23 protein-coding genes are annotated in these 18467 nt (G+C 59.6%); all 23 read left to right on the top strand.

Features of this window, described 5'->3' with window-relative positions; all coding sequences use genetic code 11:
* A complete protein-coding gene (gene bioF, locus M516_RS0118180; protein WP_029100378.1) occupies positions 1–1200 on the top strand; it encodes an 8-amino-7-oxononanoate synthase in 1200 nt (399 codons plus the stop codon).
* Positions 1197–1925: an alpha/beta fold hydrolase gene (locus M516_RS0118175; RefSeq protein ID WP_029100377.1), complete on the top strand. Its 729-nt coding sequence runs from the start codon at positions 1197–1199 to the stop codon at positions 1923–1925. Before bioF ends, M516_RS0118175 begins: the two co-directional genes overlap by 4 nt.
* On the top strand, positions 1906–2736 hold the full coding sequence (bioC, locus tag M516_RS0118170; RefSeq protein WP_029100376.1) for a malonyl-ACP O-methyltransferase BioC: 831 nt from the start codon (positions 1906–1908) through the stop codon (positions 2734–2736). The genes M516_RS0118175 and bioC overlap by 20 nt, the downstream gene beginning before the upstream one ends.
* 91 nt (positions 2737–2827) lie before the next feature.
* Positions 2828–4018 (top strand): acetyl-CoA C-acetyltransferase, encoded by a 1191-nt coding sequence (locus M516_RS0118165; protein WP_029100375.1) that lies wholly within the window; start codon positions 2828–2830, stop codon positions 4016–4018.
* A gap of 204 nt (positions 4019–4222) precedes the next feature.
* Positions 4223–4432 carry an AtpZ/AtpI family protein gene (locus tag M516_RS0118160; protein WP_029100374.1) on the top strand — a complete coding sequence of 70 codons (210 nt, stop codon included), beginning with the start codon at positions 4223–4225 and terminating at the stop codon, positions 4430–4432.
* A gap of 11 nt (positions 4433–4443) precedes the next feature.
* The gene (locus M516_RS0118155) at positions 4444–4812 is read left to right on the top strand and encodes an ATP synthase subunit I (RefSeq protein ID WP_029100373.1); all 369 of its coding nucleotides are present in this window, start codon (positions 4444–4446) and stop codon (positions 4810–4812) included.
* Between the two features lie 73 nt (positions 4813–4885).
* The gene (gene atpB, locus M516_RS0118150; protein WP_029100372.1) at positions 4886–5701 is read left to right on the top strand and encodes a F0F1 ATP synthase subunit A; all 816 of its coding nucleotides are present in this window, start codon (positions 4886–4888) and stop codon (positions 5699–5701) included.
* Between the two features lie 48 nt (positions 5702–5749).
* A complete protein-coding gene (gene atpE / locus M516_RS0118145) occupies positions 5750–5971 on the top strand; it encodes a F0F1 ATP synthase subunit C (protein WP_029100371.1) in 222 nt (73 codons plus the stop codon).
* Between the two features lie 260 nt (positions 5972–6231).
* Positions 6232–6735, top strand: coding sequence for a F0F1 ATP synthase subunit B (atpF, locus tag M516_RS0118140; RefSeq protein WP_029100370.1), 504 nt, complete (start codon positions 6232–6234; stop codon positions 6733–6735).
* Entirely contained in the window at positions 6732–7259 is a 528-nt protein-coding gene (locus M516_RS0118135; RefSeq protein WP_029100369.1) for a F0F1 ATP synthase subunit delta, read from the top strand. The genes atpF and M516_RS0118135 overlap by 4 nt, the downstream gene beginning before the upstream one ends.
* Before the next feature lie 29 nt (positions 7260–7288).
* On the top strand, positions 7289–8800 hold the full coding sequence (gene atpA, locus M516_RS0118130; RefSeq protein ID WP_029100368.1) for a F0F1 ATP synthase subunit alpha: 1512 nt from the start codon (positions 7289–7291) through the stop codon (positions 8798–8800).
* Positions 8801–8875: 75 nt separating this feature from the next.
* Positions 8876–9739, top strand: a complete 864-nt coding sequence (gene atpG / locus M516_RS0118125; protein ID WP_029100367.1) for an ATP synthase F1 subunit gamma — start codon at positions 8876–8878, stop codon at positions 9737–9739.
* 47 nt (positions 9740–9786) lie between these two features.
* A complete protein-coding gene (atpD, locus tag M516_RS0118120) occupies positions 9787–11196 on the top strand; it encodes a F0F1 ATP synthase subunit beta (RefSeq protein ID WP_029100366.1) in 1410 nt (469 codons plus the stop codon).
* A gap of 27 nt (positions 11197–11223) precedes the next feature.
* Positions 11224–11628 carry a F0F1 ATP synthase subunit epsilon gene (locus M516_RS0118115; protein ID WP_029100365.1) on the top strand — a complete coding sequence of 135 codons (405 nt, stop codon included), beginning with the start codon at positions 11224–11226 and terminating at the stop codon, positions 11626–11628.
* A gap of 184 nt (positions 11629–11812) precedes the next feature.
* The gene (locus M516_RS0118110; protein WP_029100364.1) at positions 11813–12553 is read left to right on the top strand and encodes a DUF6042 family protein; all 741 of its coding nucleotides are present in this window, start codon (positions 11813–11815) and stop codon (positions 12551–12553) included.
* Between the two features lie 256 nt (positions 12554–12809).
* A complete protein-coding gene (locus M516_RS0118105; RefSeq protein ID WP_029100363.1) occupies positions 12810–13181 on the top strand; it encodes an NADH-quinone oxidoreductase subunit A in 372 nt (123 codons plus the stop codon).
* The gene (locus tag M516_RS0118100) at positions 13172–13690 is read left to right on the top strand and encodes a NuoB/complex I 20 kDa subunit family protein (protein WP_029100362.1); all 519 of its coding nucleotides are present in this window, start codon (positions 13172–13174) and stop codon (positions 13688–13690) included. Before M516_RS0118105 ends, M516_RS0118100 begins: the two co-directional genes overlap by 10 nt.
* The gene (locus M516_RS0118095; RefSeq protein WP_029100361.1) at positions 13687–15015 is read left to right on the top strand and encodes an NADH-quinone oxidoreductase subunit C; all 1329 of its coding nucleotides are present in this window, start codon (positions 13687–13689) and stop codon (positions 15013–15015) included. Before M516_RS0118100 ends, M516_RS0118095 begins: the two co-directional genes overlap by 4 nt.
* A gap of 3 nt (positions 15016–15018) precedes the next feature.
* Complete coding sequence (locus M516_RS0118090; protein WP_051188291.1) at positions 15019–16167, top strand: NADH-quinone oxidoreductase subunit D; 1149 nt, start codon at positions 15019–15021, stop codon at positions 16165–16167.
* The gene (gene nuoH, locus M516_RS0118085; protein WP_176703311.1) at positions 16164–17177 is read left to right on the top strand and encodes an NADH-quinone oxidoreductase subunit NuoH; all 1014 of its coding nucleotides are present in this window, start codon (positions 16164–16166) and stop codon (positions 17175–17177) included. The genes M516_RS0118090 and nuoH overlap by 4 nt, the downstream gene beginning before the upstream one ends.
* 42 nt (positions 17178–17219) lie before the next feature.
* On the top strand, positions 17220–17633 hold the full coding sequence (gene nuoI, locus M516_RS0118080) for an NADH-quinone oxidoreductase subunit NuoI (RefSeq protein ID WP_029100358.1): 414 nt from the start codon (positions 17220–17222) through the stop codon (positions 17631–17633).
* A 2-nt stretch (positions 17634–17635) separates the two neighbouring features.
* Positions 17636–18145 (top strand): NADH-quinone oxidoreductase subunit J, encoded by a 510-nt coding sequence (locus M516_RS0118075; protein ID WP_029100357.1) that lies wholly within the window; start codon positions 17636–17638, stop codon positions 18143–18145.
* Complete coding sequence (nuoK, locus tag M516_RS0118070; RefSeq protein ID WP_029100356.1) at positions 18142–18453, top strand: NADH-quinone oxidoreductase subunit NuoK; 312 nt, start codon at positions 18142–18144, stop codon at positions 18451–18453. Before M516_RS0118075 ends, nuoK begins: the two co-directional genes overlap by 4 nt.
* The last annotated feature ends 14 nt before the right edge of the window (positions 18454–18467 follow it).

The raw sequence follows: 18467 nt of genomic DNA, 5'->3' as shown, positions 1-18467 counted from the left end.
ATGAACGGAACCGGCTTTTGCGACTGGATGGAAGCGGAGCTGGATGCGCTCCGGCAGCAGTCCCTGAACCGGTGCCTGCGCATCGTGGACGACCGCGGGGAGGAAGGCGGCAAATGGCTGACGGTTGGCGGCAGGCGGCTGTTGAACCTCTCCTCCAACGACTACCTGGGCCTGGCGGGCGATCCCCGGATCGCCGATGCCGCCCGTCAGGCGGCGGAACAATGGGGAGTGGGAGCGGCCGCCTCCCGGTTGATTTGCGGCAATCACCGCTGGTATGCCGATCTGGAAGAACGTCTGGCCGAATGGAAGCAGCGGGAAGCGGCCCTGGTCTTCGCCAACGGCTACATGGCCAATCTGGGGGTAATCGCCGCGCTGGTCGGGCGGGAGGACGCGGTGTTCAGCGACCGGCTGAACCACGCGAGCATCGTCGACGGCATCATTCTCAGCCGCGCCCGCCATTACCGCTACCGCCACAACGATCCGGAGCACCTGGAGCACCTGTTGAAAAAGCACGCCGGACACCGCCGCGCCCTGATCGTCACCGATGCCGTCTTTTCCATGGACGGAGATGCGGCGCCGCTGCGCGAACTGGTGGAGCTCAAAGCGCGCTACGGCGCGATGCTGATGGTGGACGAGGCCCATGCCGGCGGCGTGAGAGGCAGACGGGGGGAGGGGCTGTGTCACGAACTGGGACTGCACGACCGGGTGGATGTGATCATGGGCACGTTCAGCAAGGCGTTTGGCGTGTACGGCGCCTACATCTGCGCCGACCGCGTGCTGATCGACTACCTGGTGACGAAGACGCGTCCGCTGATCTACTCCACCGGGCTGCCGCCGATGGTGGTGGCCGCCGTCCGCAAGGCGCTGGAAGTGGTGCAGGAGGAAGGCTGGCGCCGCACCCGGCTCAGGGAAAACAGCGCCTGGTTTCGCCGGCGGCTGCAGGCGTGCGGTTTTGCGGTCGGGGAGGGCGACTCGCCGATCGTCCCATGGATCGTCGGCGACAACAGGCAGGCGCTCCGGTTGAGTCAACGTCTGGAGGAGCGGGGAATCGCCGCCGTCGCCATCCGCCCCCCGACCGTACCGGAAGGCACCGCCCGCATCCGCTTTTCCCTGATGGCGACGCATACGCGTGAGGAGCTGGAGGAGGTTATTCGGCAGATGCAGTTCGCTGCGGCAGCCCGGGAGGAGGAGACGGGATGAAGGCGGCGATGCTGTGGCTGAACGGGTGGGGGATGTCCAACGAGGCGTGGCGCGGCATGCGCAGCCAGTTTCCGGAGTGTGAGCACACCGTCCCCGACCTGTCCAGGGCGGACCGGCCTGAAGCGTTTTACGAGATCGCCCGTCAGGCGGCCTTATCGACCGCTTCCCTGCCGCTGATCGCGGTCGGCTGGTCGCTGGGCGGGATGCTGGCGCAGCGGCTGGCGGCCGAGGGATTGGCCGTGGGGCTCGTCTTGATCGGCACGACGGCGCGGTTTGTCCGTCCCCGCGAGGAGCGGCGGCTTGGCTGGCTGGACGCGCAGGTGCAGCGGATGGAGCGGGCGCTGTACGCGGATCGGACGGGCGTGATGCGGACGTTTTGGCAGTCGATGTTTACGGCGGAGGAGCGGCAGCGTGACCGTGCCGATCCGTCCGTCTCTTTTTGCGACGCATGGCCCCTGTCGGCGCTCGCGGCCGGACTGTCCTACCTGCGCGAGGAAGACCTCCGTCCGCTTCTCGGGAGCATCACCTGCCCGACGCTGGTGATTCACGGGACGGCCGACGGGATCTGCCCATTCGCGGCAGGGGAGGAATTGGCCGCGAGGATACCGGCGGCCCGGCTGGAGGCAATCGACGGGGGCGGCCACGCGCTGCCGCTCGTCCATCGTCAGGCGGTGGCGGAGGCGATCAAAAGGATGGTGGAACACGGTGTGGAAAGCAGCAGTTAGCAGACGGTTCAGTGATAAGGCGGACACCTACGATCGGTACGCCCTGGTGCAGCGGGAGATGGCGGCGGAACTGGCGGCAGCGCTGGAGGCTGAGATGCCGCCGGCGGAGTCGGTTCGCCGGGTGGTGGAAGTCGGCTGCGGAACGGGCGGTTTGACCAGCCTGCTCAGCGGCCGCTGCGGCAGCACGGAGTACCTGGCGCTGGACATCGCGCCGGGCATGCTGGAAGCGGCGCGGCGACGCCTTGGCCCGACCGGGCAGACGTGCCGGTTTGTGCTGGCCGACGTCGAGGAATGGGTCTGGCAGCAGGCGGAGCAGTGGGCCGATCTGATCGTCTCCAGCGCCTGTTTTCAATGGCTGCGGCAGCCGGAGAGGACGGTGGAGGGGCTGTACCGGCTGCTGCGGCCGGGCGGCTCGCTGCGCTTTGCCACCTTTGGGCCGCGGACGTTTTGGGAACTGCACGACTCGTTCGCGGCGGCCTACCGCAAGCTCCAGCGTGAGCCGCAGCGGCACGGGCTGTCGTTCTGCACGCCGGACGAGTGGCGGGCGATGCTGGATAGGGCCGGTTTTGCCGGCGTGCGGGTACGTACCCGGGAGGTGCGGCTCCACTATCCGGACGTGCGCTCGTTTTTGCACGCGGTCAAGGGGATCGGCGCCAGCACCGGTCCGGCGTCGGACAGCGCCGGGTTGGGTCAGCGGCGGCTGCTGACGGAAATGATGGAGGCGTACCGGAGCCGTTTTGGCGGAGCGGAGGGCATTCCCGTCACGTACGAACTGGTCTATGCGGCGGCTGAGCGGCCCGAGGGAAGGTAAAAATCGGTTCGCCCGGAACGGCAGGATATTTTGCGAAAAAAGGGAATTGTATGAGGAAAACCATCATCCTGTTTTCCAAGGAGTGATCCAGATGAGTCAGAAAGAGGTAGTGATCGCCAGCGCAGTGCGCACGGCCATCGGCAGTTTTCAGGGATCGCTGTCCGGCGTCAGCGCGCCGCAGTTGGGAGCCGTCGTGCTGGAGGCGGCTTTGCAGCGGGCGGGCGTTGCGAAGGAAGCGGTGGACGAAGTGATCATGGGCAACGTGCTGCAGGCGGGATTGGGACAAAATCCGGCGCGCCAGGCGGCGATCCGCGCGGGACTGCCGCAGGAGACGCCGTCGATGACGATCAACAAGGTATGCGGCTCCGGATTGAAAGCGGTTCACCTGGCCGCCCAGGCGATTCTCTGCGGCGACGCCGACGTGGTGCTGGCCGGGGGCATGGAAAACATGAGCCAGGCCCCGTACCTGCTGGAAGGGGCCCGCAGCGGCTACCGGATGGGCGATCAAAAGGTGGTCGACTCGATGATCCGCGACGGCTTGTGGTGTGCGTTTAACGATTATCACATGGGCATCACGGCGGAAAACCTCTGTGCCGAGTACGGGATCAGCCGGGAAGAGCAGGATGAGTTTGCCGCCTGGAGCCAGGAAAAAGCGCAGCGCGCCCTGGCCGAGGGGCGTTTTCGCGACGAGATCGTGCCGGTGCCGATTCCGCAGAAAAAAGGGGACCCGGTCCTGTTTGAGGTGGATGAATTTCCCCGCGCGGGCGTGACCGTGGAGTCGCTCGGCAAGCTGCGGCCGGCTTTCAAAAAGGACGGAACGGTGACCGCGGGCAACGCGTCGGGCATCAACGACGGAGCGGCCGCCCTGTTGATCATGTCGGGCGAAAAGGCGGCCGAGCTGGGCGTGAAGCCGCTGGCCCGGATCGTCGCCAACGCCAGCGCCGGGGTCAACCCCAGCATCATGGGCATCGGACCCGTACCGGCGACGCAGCGGGTGCTGGCCAAGGCGGGACTCTCCCTGGACGAGATCGATCTGATCGAGGCCAACGAGGCGTTCGCCGCCCAGTCGCTGGCGGTCGGAAAGGCGCTGGGCATCCCGCGCGACAAACTGAACGTAAACGGCGGCGCGATCGCCCTCGGACACCCGATCGGCGCCAGCGGTGCGCGCGTGCTGGTCACGCTGATTCACGAATTGCACAAGCGCCCGGGGGTAAAATATGGATTGGCGACGCTGTGCATCGGAGGCGGACAAGGGGTGGCCATCGTCGTCGAGAAACTGTAAGCGGACAGACCTCGGTTTCCATGCTCCCGGTGACGTACAACTTGGCGGTTTTTGTAAGAAAACGTTCGCTGTTTTCAAATGTGAACGCTTTGTGTACAGAACGAGCCGCACGTTGACAAAGGGAATAAATCTTCGTTAATATGGATGAGGGCAAAGGGGCACTTGACACCTGCCCTCTCCTTGTGTATGAAAGGGGGCGGTCCAGTGCCGAAAATCGATAATCCGTGGCGGGCCATCACGCTGGTCAGCCTGATCGGCGCCGATCTGGCCGTCTGCGTCATCGCAGGCGTCTATCTGGGCAGGTACGTCGACAGCCTGCTGGCCACCAAACCGTGGTTCATGATGATCGGATTGCTCGCCGGATTGGGTATAGGCGTGTACAGCGTCTACCGCATAGTCCGCGGTTACCTGTAGGGAGATTGAACATGCAAACGTTTACTTCGGCTATGCGAGCGGCTTTCCGCTATGCTTTTGTTTGTATGGCCCTGGTTGCGATACTCTGGGCCCTGTTGCCTCAGTATCGAATGTTTTTGCAAAGCCTCCTGCTTGGTATGGGCGGAAGTGTCCTCAGCGGCACGCTGCTGGCCAGCAAAACCTGGCGGATCGGCCAGATGGCTGTCGATCCGAACGTGCGGCCGAAAGGAACCGGCATGCTGCAGCGCCTTCTCGTGGCCGGATTTGCCGTCTTTATGACAATCCGCTTTCCCCACCTGTTTGTGCTCTCTGGCGTGCTGATCGGCCTTTTCCTCTTTCAAGTCTTAGGCTTCTTTTTTGTTTATCGCTCCTTCAAATAGATAGGTTGGCAAGCATTTTTTCGTTCTGATTTGCTGGTGCAACAGATTCGCGCGGAAGAAAGGGGTGAAATACATGCATTACTCTCTGCGATTCGAATGGTTGGGCATGGTGTTTGACATCTCGACCATCATTGCGATTGTGGTAACAGCCTTGATTGTGCTGTTCTTCTGCATCGGGATGACCCGCAACCTCACCTCTGGCGTTCCCGGAGGCAGGCAAAACGTGATGGAGTGGATTGTCGACTTCGTCACCGGCATCACCAAAAGCTACATCGAGCCGAAAAAGGCCGCCGGTTTTGTCTCGCTGGCGCTGACGCTGTTCCTCTACATCTTCATCGGGAACCAGTTGGGCCTTCTGTTCAACGTGAACACGGCGATTCACAACGATCCTGTGGAGAAGCAGTATGTGAGCGATACCGTCAAAGACATGCTGACGCTCTCCACGACGGAAGAGGCCAAGAAGGAAAAGCTGGCGAAGCTGGAGGAGGAGATTAACGATCCTCACGGCCACGGCGCCTCCATCGGCTGGTGGAAATCGCCGACCGCCACTCCGAGCGTAACCTTTGCGCTGGCGTTGGTGGTTCTTCTGTACGCCCACTACCTGGGGATGAAGAAAAGCTTTGGCGGCTGGCTCAAGCACACGTTCCTGAACCCGATTCACATCCTCGAAGAGTTCATCATCAAGCCGCTGACGCTTCCGTTGCGTCTATTCGGTAACATCTTCGCGGGCGAGGTTCTCATCGCGTTCCTGCTTAGCGTGGGGATCTTCGGCAGCATTCCGCTGTTCCTGTGGCTGGGCTACTCCGTATTCGTCGGCTCGGTCCAAGCCTTTATCTTCACCACGCTGGCGATGGTGTACATTTCTCAACAAGTGAATGACCAACATTAATTCGCAGTAGATGTTTATTTTTCACAACACTAAGGAGGTATTTTTACAATGGAAGGTTTGGCTCTTGCAATCGGTATCGTATTTGGTCTGGCTGCTCTGGGTGCAGCAATCGGCAACTCCCTGGTAATTTCCCGTACAATTGAAGGCGTAGCTCGCCAACCGGAAGCACGCGGTAACCTGATGGGTCTGATGTTCCTCGGTCTCGGTCTCGTCGAGGCGGTTCCGATTATCGCGGTTGCGATTGGTTTCATCCTCTTCGGTCGTCTGTAAGCGAGCGAACAATCGAAACGATAGGCGGGGGCTTGACCTTCGCCTCTATTTTGGTCAATGGGCGGTGAACGCGTTCCCATTGACACCGGTGTCGGCTGAGCGCGACGTCCCGTACGGCGCACCGCCGACACTCGCACATCTTGTGCGTCGCTGCGCGGCTCGCCTCGCCAGGTGCGCGGCGATGCCACGTTTTCTTGCGGAAACAAACGGCTTTACCCGTAGAGATACATTCTCCTGTTTGCAAGGAAGGAGTGAAACGAATGCTCGACTTTGGTGCCGTAGCCCTCGAATGGGGCTCGCTCTTGACCCAAGCTATCGTATTCCTGCTGCTGCTGCTGGCGGTTCGCAAGTTTGCCATGGGCCCGATCGTGGCTGTCATGGAAAAGCGTCGTCAGCATATCGAATCCGAAATCACCACGGCTGAGCGCAGCCGCAAAGAAGCGGAAGCACTGTTGGCCGAACAGCGCCGCGTGCTGGACGAAGCTCGCCTCGAAGCCAAATCGATCATCGACCGCGCGACGAAGCAGGCGTCCGATGAAGCAGCCAAAATCGTGGCTGACGCCCAAGCTGCCGCTGAACGTCTGAAAGCGGACGCAAGCGCGGAACTGGCGCGTGAAGTGGAGAAAGCGAAAGCGGAACTGCGCGACCAAATGACCGGTCTGTCCGTTCTGCTCGCGTCCAAGATCATCGAGAAAGAACTGGATGAAGCGACGCAAAAAGCGACTGTTGACAAATTCCTCGCTCAAGTGGGAGATCGCCTATGAGCGGCGCGGTAAGCAAGCGCTACGCTCGCGCCCTGTTTGAAGTAGCCAGCGAGCGTGGGAAGCTCGACCAGATTGAAGCGGATCTGAAGGCGGTCGTGGACGCGATTGAACAGAACGCCGATCTGAGCAAGATCCTGCTCCACCCGCACATCGCGCGTGCGGCGAAAAAATCGCTGGCCGACGACCTGTTCAAAAGCCATGTGAGCGAAGAGACGCACAACTTCCTCAACGTCCTGATCGACAACGGACGCGAGGGACAACTGGTGGACATCTACCGCTCCTTTGTGCGGATGGCCAACGACGCGCGCGGCATCGCCGAAGCGACCGTGACCAGCGCCAAGCCGCTGAGTGCCGAAGAACAGGCGGAGCTGGCGGAAAAGCTCGGACAAAAGCTGAACAAAAAGCTGCGCGTGCAAACGGTCGTGGACCCGTCCATTCTGGGCGGCGTCGTGATCAAGATCGGCGACCGGCTGTACGACGGCAGCATCAAGACGAAACTGGAACACTTCGCGCATCAGCAATAAGATCGTTTGGATGAATGGGGTGAATAATAGTGAGTGCAATCAGACCAGAAGAGATTAGCTCCCTCATCAAAGAGCGGATCGCTAATTTTACATCTGAAATCGAAGTTGTGGACGTAGGCACGGTCATTCAGATCGGTGACGGTATCGCACGCGTTCACGGTTTGGAAAAAGCCATGGCGGGGGAACTGCTCGAGTTCCAAAACGGCGTCATGGGCATGGTACTCAACTTGGAAGAGGACAACGTGGGTGTCGTTATTCTCGGTCCGTTCCGCGACATTAAAGAAGGCGACACCGTTAAGCGCACCGGCCGCATCATGGAGGTGCCGGTGGGCGAAGCGCTGCTCGGCCGCGTGGTAAACCCGCTCGGTCAGCCGCTCGACGGCCTCGGCCCGATCAACACGACGCAATTCCGTCCGGTCGAAAGCCCGGCCCCTGGAGTTATGGCGCGTAAATCCGTTCACGAGCCGCTGCAAACCGGTATCAAGGCGATCGACGCGATGATTCCGATCGGCCGCGGTCAGCGCGAGCTGATCATCGGTGACCGCCAAACCGGTAAAACGGCTGTGGCGCTGGACACCATCATCAACCAAAAAGGCCAAAACATGATTTGTATCTACGTGGCAATCGGCCAAAAGCAATCGACCGTTGCCAACATCGTGGAAACCCTGCGCAAGCACGGTGCCCTGGAGTACACCATCGTGGTGTCCGCGACGGCGTCCGACCCGGCTCCGCTCCTGTTCCTGGCTCCGTACGCAGGTGTAACCATGGGTGAATACTTCATGTACAAAGGACAGCACGTCCTCTGCGTGTACGACGACCTGTCCAAGCAAGCGGCGGCATACCGCGAAATGTCCCTCCTGCTCCGCCGTCCTCCGGGCCGCGAAGCGTATCCGGGTGACGTCTTCTACCTGCACTCCCGTCTGCTGGAGCGCGCTGCGAAGCTCTCCGACGAGATGGGCGCCGGTTCCCTGACCGCACTGCCGTTCATCGAAACGCAAGCGGGTGACATTTCCGCGTACATTCCGACCAACGTGATCTCCATCACCGACGGTCAGATCTTCCTGGAGACCGACCTGTTCAACGCCGGTCAGCGCCCTGCGGTAAACACGGGTCTTTCCGTATCCCGCGTAGGTGGTGCGGCGCAGATCAAGGCGATGAAAAAGGTAGCCGGTCCGCTCAAGCTGGAGCTGGCCCAATACCGCGAGCTGGCAGCGTTTGCGCAGTTCGGTTCCGACCTGGACAAGGCGACGCAAGCCCGTTTGACCCGCGGTCAGCGCCTGATGGAAATCATGAAACAAAACCAATTCGATCCGATGCCGGTGGAGAAGCAGGTTGCCATCATCTACACGGCAACCAAAGGCTATCTCGACGATATTCCGGTAGAGGATGTACGCCGTTTCGAGAAGGAATTCCTCTCCTACCTCGATTCCAACAAGCCGCAACTGCTGGAACACATTCGCACGACGAAAGAGCTTCCGGATGAAAAAGAACTGAACGCAGCGATCGAAGAGTTCAAAAAAGGCTTTTCGGTTAGCCGCTAAGCGGATATAGAATGAGATCTGTTGCATGCCGGCCGTCTGCGGTTCGGCATGCACCCCCAAGGTGGTGAAAAGTGAGTGGCTAAAGGAATACGCGAAATTCGAGGCCGTATCAAAAGCTTTAAGAATACGCGTCAAATCACCAAGGCGATGAAGATGATGGCGGCAGCGAGACTTCGCCGCGCCCAGGAGAAAGCGGAAGCGGCACGTCCGTACGCGCGCAAGATCCGGGAGGTCATTGCCAGCATCGCGAGCGGCACGACTGCGGTAAAACATCCGATGCTGGAATCCCGGCCGGTGAAAAAGACCGGGTACATCGTCATCACCTCGGACCGCGGCATGGCTGGCGGCTATAACGGAAACATCATTCGGAAAGTGCTCCAGACCATCAAGGAAAAGCACAAATCGCAGGACGAATACGCCATCTTTGTGCTGGGGCGCAAAGGGCGCGATTTTTTCCGCAAGCGCAACTACCCGGTCATCGATGAGGTCGTGGGACTGCCGGGCAACCCGACGTTTGCCGACATCAAGAAAATCGCCAGCGCGGCGGTTCAGATGTTTGCCGACGAAAAAATCGACGAGCTGTACCTTTGCTACAATGAATTCCAAAGTGCCATTTCGCAAGTGCCGACGGTCACCCGCCTGCTCCCGCTGAACGCTGTGGAGAGCGGGGAGCAGCGCAAGGTGAACTACGAATACGAACCGTCCGCCGAAGAAGTGCTGTCGGTGCTGCTGCCGAAATATGCAGAAACGCTCGTGTACAGCGCACTCCTGGATGCGAAGGCGTCCGAGGAAGGAGCCCGCATGACCGCGATGGGCAACGCAACGGACAATGCAACCGCCATGATCGACAAACTGACGCTGGAGTACAACCGTGCCCGTCAGGCGGCCATTACCCAAGAGATCTCCGAAATCGTCGCAGGTGCGAATGCGCAAGCGTAATGTCTAGGTAAACGCCCAAATCAGTTTCACAGGAGGGAAGAAGTAAGATGGCGAAAGGACGCGTGGTTCAGGTAATGGGTCCCGTTGTAGACATCGAGTTTGAACGCGGACACCTGCCTGCCATTTACAATGCGATCAAGATTCAACACAAAGCGCAAAACGCGGGTGAGCGCGACATTGATTTGACCGTTGAGGTTGCGGTTCACCTGGGCGACAACCGCGTACGTACCGTTGCGATGGCATCCACCGACGGTCTTGTGCGCGGCATGGAAGCGATTGACACCGGTGCTCCGATTTCTGTACCGGTTGGTCAGGTAACTCTGGGCCGTGTATTCAACGTGCTGGGCGAACCGATCGACCTGAAGGAACTGGGCGAAGTGGAGCGCCGTGACCCGATCCACCGCAAAGCGCCGGAATTTGTGGAACAAGCGACGACCGTAGAAATTCTCGAAACCGGGATCAAGGTGATCGACCTGCTCGCGCCGTACATCAAGGGCGGCAAGATCGGTCTGTTCGGCGGTGCCGGCGTAGGGAAAACCGTTACCATCCAAGAGCTGATCAACAACATCGCGCAGGAGCACGGCGGTATCTCCGTATTCGCCGGCGTAGGCGAGCGCACGCGTGAAGGGAACGACCTGTACCACGAGATGAAAGACGCAGGCGTTCTGCCGAAAACCGCGATGGTGTTCGGTCAGATGAACGAACCGCCGGGTGCGCGTCTGCGCGTGGCGCTGACCGGTCTGACCATGGCGGAGTACTTCCGCGACGAAGAAGGCCGCGACGTGCTGCTGTTCATCGACAACATCTTCCGCTTTACCCAGGCGGGTTCCGAGGTATCCGCGCTGCTGGGCCGCATGCCGTCCGCGGTAGGTTACCAGCCGACGCTGGCAACCGAGATGGGGCAACTGCAAGAGCGCATTACCTCCACGAAAAAAGGTTCCGTAACGTCCATCCAGGCGATCTACGTACCGGCGGACGACTACACCGACCCGGCTCCGGCTACGACCTTCGCACACTTGGACGCCACCACCAACCTGGAGCGTTCCATCGCCGAGCTGGGTATCTTCCCTGCGGTTGACCCGCTCGCATCCACGTCCCGCGCGCTGTCCCCGGACATCGTCGGACAAGAGCACTACGAAGTGGCTCGCGGCGTGCAAAAAATTCTGCAGCGCTACAAGGAACTGCAGGACATTATCGCGATCCTGGGTATGGACGAGCTGAGCGACGAAGACAAGCTGATCGTAGCCCGCGCCCGCCGCATCCAGCGCTTCCTGTCCCAGCCGTTCCACGTTGCCGAGCAGTTTACCGGCTTCCCGGGCAAATACGTCCCGCTCAAGGAAACGGTCCGCAGCTTCAAGGAAATCCTGGAAGGCAAGCACGACGATCTGCCTGAGGCGGCATTCCTCTACGTTGGTACGATTGAGGAAGCGGTTGAGAAAGCGAAGACCATGGCGTAAGACACCCTGGAAAGGGGAGACCAGTAAGTGAGCAAGATGACAGTGGAAGTCGTAACTCCTGAACGGGTTGTCTACAGCGGCGAAGCCAGCATGGTCATTGCCCGAGGCGTGCAGGGGGATCTCGGTATTTTGCCGAACCACATGCCGCTGGTAACCCCGCTGAAAATAGCGCCTGTTCGGATCAAGACAGAAGGCGAGAAAGAGATTCGCATGGCCGTAAGCGGCGGGTTCATGGAAGTTCGCGGCGACAAGGTAACAATTCTGGCCGAGACGGCAGAACTTCCGGAGGACATTGACGTGGAGCGCGCCAAGGCGGCGAAAGAACGCGCCGAAAAGCGTTTGATCGACAAACATCCGGACCTCGACATTCGCCGTGCCGAACGCGCCCTGCAGCGCGCCATGGCTCGTCTCGATGTGACCAACAACCAGTAAGCAAACATCCCCGCGCCACCCGGCTGCGGGGATTTTTCCTGTAGCGGGACGATTTTTTTCCAGTTGGTACTGACCTGCGGTTTCCGTTATAATAAACCTAATGCTCTGCCGAGGCGTGCCGTTTGCCCGGAAAGGCGAAGGGGCGGGACGGCACTGGCGATCGGAAAGAAGGAGAGTGTAAGTCATGCAAACCATTCGCGATATTCGCAATAACCAAACAGGCGTAGTCATTCCCAGCGGATATACGGCAAACGGCTGGTACAACGTGCTGTCTCATGACATGAACGTCCTGTTTCAAGCGCTGTGCTACGTGGTAACCAAATGCGAAAGCAAGGAAGAAATGAAGAAGCAGTTGGACGGCTTTAAAGGACTGCAGCACGTGTTTTCCACGCCGAAGAAGGAAAAGTTCAAGTCGGAAGAAGACTACAACGCCTACGTGGCGCACGTGGAGAAACACAAGGAGTTCCTGGAGCGCTCCGGCTATCAGTACCCGACATCCCGCGAGGAGGCCATTGAACTGCTGACCAAGTGGGGGCTGGTTCTGGACAAGGGCGACGTGTGGGACATCCCCGTTTATCCGTTCCCGGACACGATGGATTTGTTCCAACTGACCGAGGCGGAACAGTTTGCCCTGACACACATCAAGCTGGAGGCATTGGTCCATCCGATGTTCAGCCGTTTGGTGTTGAAGCTGCATGAGCACGAGGAAAACACCTTTACCTACACCAAGGCAGAACTGAAAGAGATGCTGAACACCAATGACGCGATGCTGACCGAAGTGCTGATCAAGCTGACGCCGTATATGGAAGAGCCGATTGACAACTTGCTGGAGATTCCGGACGACCAGCCGATGACCTTCACGGTCGTATGGGAGCGCATCTACGAGGATTTCCTCGGGCAGGAGTTCTCCTCGAATGTTCAATAAAACCGGATTCTTGTGGATTGGAAAAACTTAGGGACGATTCCCTAAGTTTTTTCCTTTTATTGTAAGGGGAGGGAGGCTTTCGTTAGACACCCGTTTGGCGATTTGCTATAATGATGGAGGTATTTTTTTCTAACAGTGTCAGATTGGTTCAACAGCGTGACCTGCTTCCGGATGCTGCACGAAAAAAGACCAGCGTCGCTGAATCGGCATCTCGTTCGAAATTTTTCATATTTTTCACAGAGCGGAGGGAACGACGGTGAGTGAGGTCTACACCAACAATTACGTGATTGTGGCGATTTTCCTGATCCTTGGGGTGCTGCTGCCGGTGGCAACCGTGAGCATCATCGGACCGCTGCTGCGTCCCAAGAAGCCGACGCCGGAAAAGCAAGCCACCTATGAAAGCGGTAACATTCCCGTTGGGGACAGTTGGGTGCGCTTCAACGTCAAGTACTACATCTTCGCCCTGCTGTTTGTCATTTTCGATGTGGAAACCCTCTTTCTCTATCCATGGGCGGTCGCCTATAACCAGTTGGGCCTGTTTGCCCTGGTGGAGATGGTGATTTTTATTACCTTGCTGGTGGTTGGATTGATCTACGCTTGGAGAAAGAAGGTGCTGGAATGGAACTAGATCTCACGAGCATCGCGCCTGAACTGCAGGAAGAACTGAATCGCAACGTCATGTTTACGACGCTGGAAACGATCAAGGGGTGGGTGAGGAGCAATTCCCTCTGGCCGCTGACGTTTGGGTTGGCCTGCTGTGCCATCGAGATGATGGGAACCGGCGGCTCCCGATACGACCTTGACCGCTTTGGCGTCATTTTCCGTGCCTCCCCGCGGCAGTCCGACGTGATGATCGTGGCCGGCACGGTGACCAAAAAAATGGCGCCGCTGCTGCGCAGATTGTACGACCAAATGCCGGAACCCAAATGGGTCATCGCCATGGGCTCCTGTGCCACGGCCGGCGGGCCGTACGTGAGGTCGTACAGCGTGGTGAAAGGCGTAGACCAGATCGTGCCCGTCGATGTGTACATTCCGGGCTGTCCGCCCAACCCCGCAGCGCTGATTTACGGCATTAACAAGCTGCAGGAGAAGATTCGCTACGAGGCGAAGACCGGAAAGCGGGTGACCAGCCAATGAGCGACGAAAAGCGCAAACCGACGCCGGAAGAAAAAGCGAAGGCTGCGGCAGAGGCCCGTGCCAAGGCGGAGGCATTGCGAAAAGCGAAAGAACAGCAGGCGGAGGGGACAGAGCAAACAGCGGCAGCCCCTTCGGATGCGCAGGCCGCAGGCGGCGAAACGCCTGAAGCTCAGCCAGCCGCGTCCAAGCCCGTCTCGGAAATGACGCCGGAGGAAAAGGCGAAAGCAAAAGCAGCGGCGGCAGCAGCCGCAGCGGCGAAGGCAAAGGCCGCGCGTGAAGCGGCAGAGGCCGGCGGAGCAGGGGAGACGACAGGCGACGATGCCGACGCGAAGGCGAAAGCGGCAGCGGCGGCCAAGGCAAAGGCGGCGGCCGCAGCAGCCGCAGCGGCGAAGGCAAAGGCCGCGCGTGAAGCGGCAGAGGCTGGCGGAGCAGGGGAGACGACAGGCGGAGACGCCGACGCGAAGGCGAAAGCGGCAGCGGCGGCAAAGGCAAAAGCGGCGGCCGCAGCAGCCGCAGCGGCGAAGGCAAAGGCCGCGCGAGAAGCGGCAGAGGCTGGCGGAGCAGGGGAGACGACAGGCGGCGACGCCGACGCGAAAGCGAAAGCGGCAGCGGCGGCAAAGGCAAAAGCAGCGGCCGCAGCAGCCGCAGCGGCGAAGGCAAAGGCCGCGCGAGAAGCGGCAGAGGCTGGCGGAGCAGGGGAGACGACGGGCGGCGACGCCGACGCGAAGGCGAAAGCGGCAGCGGCTGCAAAGGCAAAAGCAGCGGCGGCAGCAGCCGCAGCGGCGAAAGCAAAGGCCGGCGGGGCGGCAGGAGCGGACGAGACAGCGGAAGCACCCAAACCGCCTTCCAAAAATCAGCCGTATCTGGACAAATACGTGGCCCGTATTTCCGAAACATTCGGTGCGGACGTGCTGGAAGCAGCCTATATCAACGAGCTGTCCAAAGACGTTCCGACGCTGGTGGTGAAAAACGAGCGCTGGCATGAAGTGGCCCGGTTCCTGAAAGAAGACGAGTCGCTGGCGTTCGACTACCTGTCCGATCTGCACGGCGTCGATTACGAAGACCGCATGGAAGTGTACTATCATTTCTATTCCTACAAAAATCGGCAGAGCCTGGCGGTAAAGGTCAAAACCAACCGCGAACAACCGAGTGTCCCGTCTGTTATGGACATCTGGCGCGGTGCCGATTGGAGCGAACGGGAAACATTCGACCTATTGGGCATTTATTTCCCGGGACATACCGAATTGCGTCGAATTTTGCTGCCGGACGAGTGGGTCGGCTATCCGCTGAGAAAAGATTACGTGCAGTACGACGAGGAGGTGTAGCAGATGAACCGCGACATCCTATTGACGAATGCCACGACATCTCCTGAGTCGGGCATCCGGACGGAAGAAATGCTCCTCAACGTCGGACCGCAGCACCCCAGTACCCACGGCGTATTGCGCCTGGTCGTCAAGATTGACGGGGAGACCATCAAGGAAGCGACTCCCGTGATGGGCTATCTCCACCGGGGGACGGAAAAGCTGGCGGAAAACCTGACGTATACGCAGATCATTCCCTATACCGACCGGATGGACTACGTCTCGGCCATGACCAACAACTACGTCCTTTGTCACGCCGTCGAGACGATGATGGGCGTGGAAGTGCCGGAGAGGGCCCAATTCCTGCGGCTGATCGCGATGGAGCTGAACCGCGTGGCCAGCCACCTGGTCTGGTGGGGGACGTACCTGTTGGACATCGGGGCGATGGGACCGTTCCTGTACGCCTTCCGCGACCGGGAAAGCATCCTGGATTTGTTCAATGAGCTGTGCGGAGCGCGAATGACGTTCAACTACATGCGCATCGGCGGCGTGAAGTGGGATGCGCCGCCGGGCTGGATCGACAAGGTAAAAGAGTTTGTCCAATACATGAAAAAGGAATTGAACAATTACCACAAATTGGTGACTGGCAACGAGATTTTCATCAACCGTCTGCGGGGAATCGGCAAATTCGACCAGAAGACCGCGCTGGATTACTCGCTTTCCGGCGTGATGCTGCGGTCCACCGGGGTGAAGTGGGACCTGCGCAAAGACGAGCCGTACTGCATCTACGACCGTTTCGAATTTGACGTGCCGACGGCTACCGAAGGCGACTGCCTGGCGCGTTATCACTTGCGGATGGCGGAGATCGAACAGTCGCTGCGCATTCTTGAGCAGGCGCTCGATCAATTTCCCAGCGAGGGAGAAGTCATGGGCAAAGTGCCCCGCGTCATTCGTCCGCCTGCGGGCGAGGCGTACGTGCGGATCGAGTCGCCGCGTGGGGAGATCGGCTGCTACATCGCCAGCACCGGCAAGGATAAGCCGTGGCGCCTGAAGTTCCGCCGCCCGTCGTTCCACAATCTGCAGATCCTGCCCAAGCTGTTGGAGGGCGAAAACATCGCCAACATGGTGGCCGTCCTGGGCAGCATCGACATCGTGCTCGGGGAGGTTGACTGCTGATGAGCGATCTGTTGCAACAAACGCCCTCATGGGGCACCGCGCTCTGGTTCGCTCTGGCGGCGGTGGCGCTGCTGCTCGTCGTGCTGGGGTTCGTCACCTACGCGATCTATTTTGAACGCAAGGTGATCGGCTGGATGCAGTTGAGGATTGGTCCCAACCGCGTCGGTCCCCTGGGTCTGCTGCAGACGGTGGCCGACGTGGCCAAACTGCTGTTGAAGGAAGACACGAGGCCGCAGCACGCCGACAAGGCGCTGTTTACGCTGGCACCCATCCTGGCGTATGCGCCCGCGTTTGGCGTCCTGGCCGTCATGCCGTTTACGGACAGCATTCGCTTTGCCGATCTGGGCATCGGCCTGCTCTACTACATCGCCTTGTCCGGCATCACCGTTCTGGGCGTGATCACGGCAGGCTGGGCTTCCAACAACAAGTATTCGCTGATCGGCGGATTGCGCTCCGCCGCGCAGATGATCAGCTACGAAGTGCCGCTGGTCATGTCCGTGGTGGGGGTTGTGCTGATGACCGGCAGCATGAACCTGCGGGATATCGTGTTGGCGCAGCAGGACGTGTGGAATATCGTGCCGCAGTTTCTCGGCTTTGCGGTCTTCATCGTGGCGGCGCAGGCGGAGCTGAACCGCACGCCGTTCGACCTGCCGGAGGCCGAATCGGAGCTGGTGGCCGGCTACCACGTGGAGTACTCCGGGTTCCGCTTTGCCATGTTCATGCTGGCGGAATACGTCTACATGTTCGGTATGGGCGCCCTGGTGACCATCCTGTTTTTGGGCGGCTGGCTGCCGATTCATCCGAGTCTTTCCTTCATTCCGGGAATTGTCTGGTTTGTTCTCAAATTCTCGCTCTACGTCTTTTTCCAGTTCTGGGTGCGTGCGACGTTCCCCCGTCTGCGCGTCGACCAGTTGATGTCGTTTGCCTGGAAAGTACTCCTGCCGCTGGCGCTCTTGAACATCCTGCTGACCGCCGTGGTGATTTCCTTCCAAAACGGCATGTTCTCCTAGACGCCGAGCCGTATCACGATCTTGTCCAGAGGGGTGACACACATGCTAGGACTGGCCAAAGGCCTGGGGTATACGTTTAAAAAGCTGACCGAGAAAAAAGTGACCCATTTCTACCCGGACGTGCCCTTTCCGATGCCGCCTCGGTTTCGCGGCATTCAGCACTTCTCGCCGGAAAAATGCATCGTCTGCAACCAGTGCGCGCGCATCTGCCCGACGGAGTGCATCCAGCTGACGGGCAAACCCCATCCCGATCCGGAGAAAAAGGGGAAAATCATCGACACCTACGACATCAACTTTGAAATCTGCATCCTGTGCGACCTCTGTACGGAGGTGTGCCCGACGGAAGCGATCGTGATGACCAACAACTACGAGCTGGCCGTGTACAGCCGGGACGAGTTGTACAAGGACCTGAAATGGCTGGACGACAACAATACCAACGTCAGGGAGGAGAATTAGTCATGACCGGCGAATTTCTGGCCTTTTTCATCCTCTCCCTTCTGACGATCGGCGGCGCGGTCTTCATGATCAGCTTCACCCGGGTGGTGCACATGGTCATTTCGCTCGGGATCACGTTTATCAGCATCGCCGGCCTGTTCGTGCTGCTGGGGGCCGAGTTTGTCGGCGTGGCCCAGGTGCTGGTATACTCGGGCGCCATATCCATCCTGATGCTGTTCGGGATCATGCTCACCAAACACAACGCTTCCGACGAAGGGACGGGACGTTCCTGGAAGAACATCTTCAGCCTGGTGTTTGTCGCCGGCCTGTTCGGCCTGATGTTCTGGGGCATCCAAAAGACCGTGTGGACGGCGCCGCCGGAGGGAGCCGCAGCGCAGACGGCCAGCGTCAAGCAGCTCGGCGTGGAGATTTTCACGAAGTACGTCATTCCGTTTGAACTGGTATCCGTCCTGCTGCTGGTGGCGCTGGTGGGCGCGATCATCATGGCGAAAAAGGAGGGGGACAGCGAATGAGCGTAAACATTACCTCCTATTTGCTGGTGGCCCTGATTCTGTTTTGCGTCGGATTGTACGGGGCGCTGACCAAGCGAAACGCGGTCATTGTGCTGCTGTCCATCGAACTGATGCTGAATGCGGTCAACATCAACCTCGTGGCGTTCGCCAAGTACGGGCTGTTCCCGGCCGTGACGGGGCAGATCTTCACCCTGTTCACGATGACGGTGGCAGCAGCCGAAGTGGCGGTGGGGCTGGCGATCCTCATCGCGCTGTACCGCAACAAGGAGACCGTCAACGTGGACGAGATGGATTCGATGAAACGCTAGACGAAAAGGAGGAC

Origin of the sequence: Brevibacillus thermoruber 423 (genome assembly GCF_000454065.1) — a bacterium.
GTDB lineage: Bacteria > Bacillota > Bacilli > Brevibacillales > Brevibacillaceae > Brevibacillus > Brevibacillus thermoruber.
This window is presented reverse-complemented; position numbering and strand designations above follow the sequence as displayed.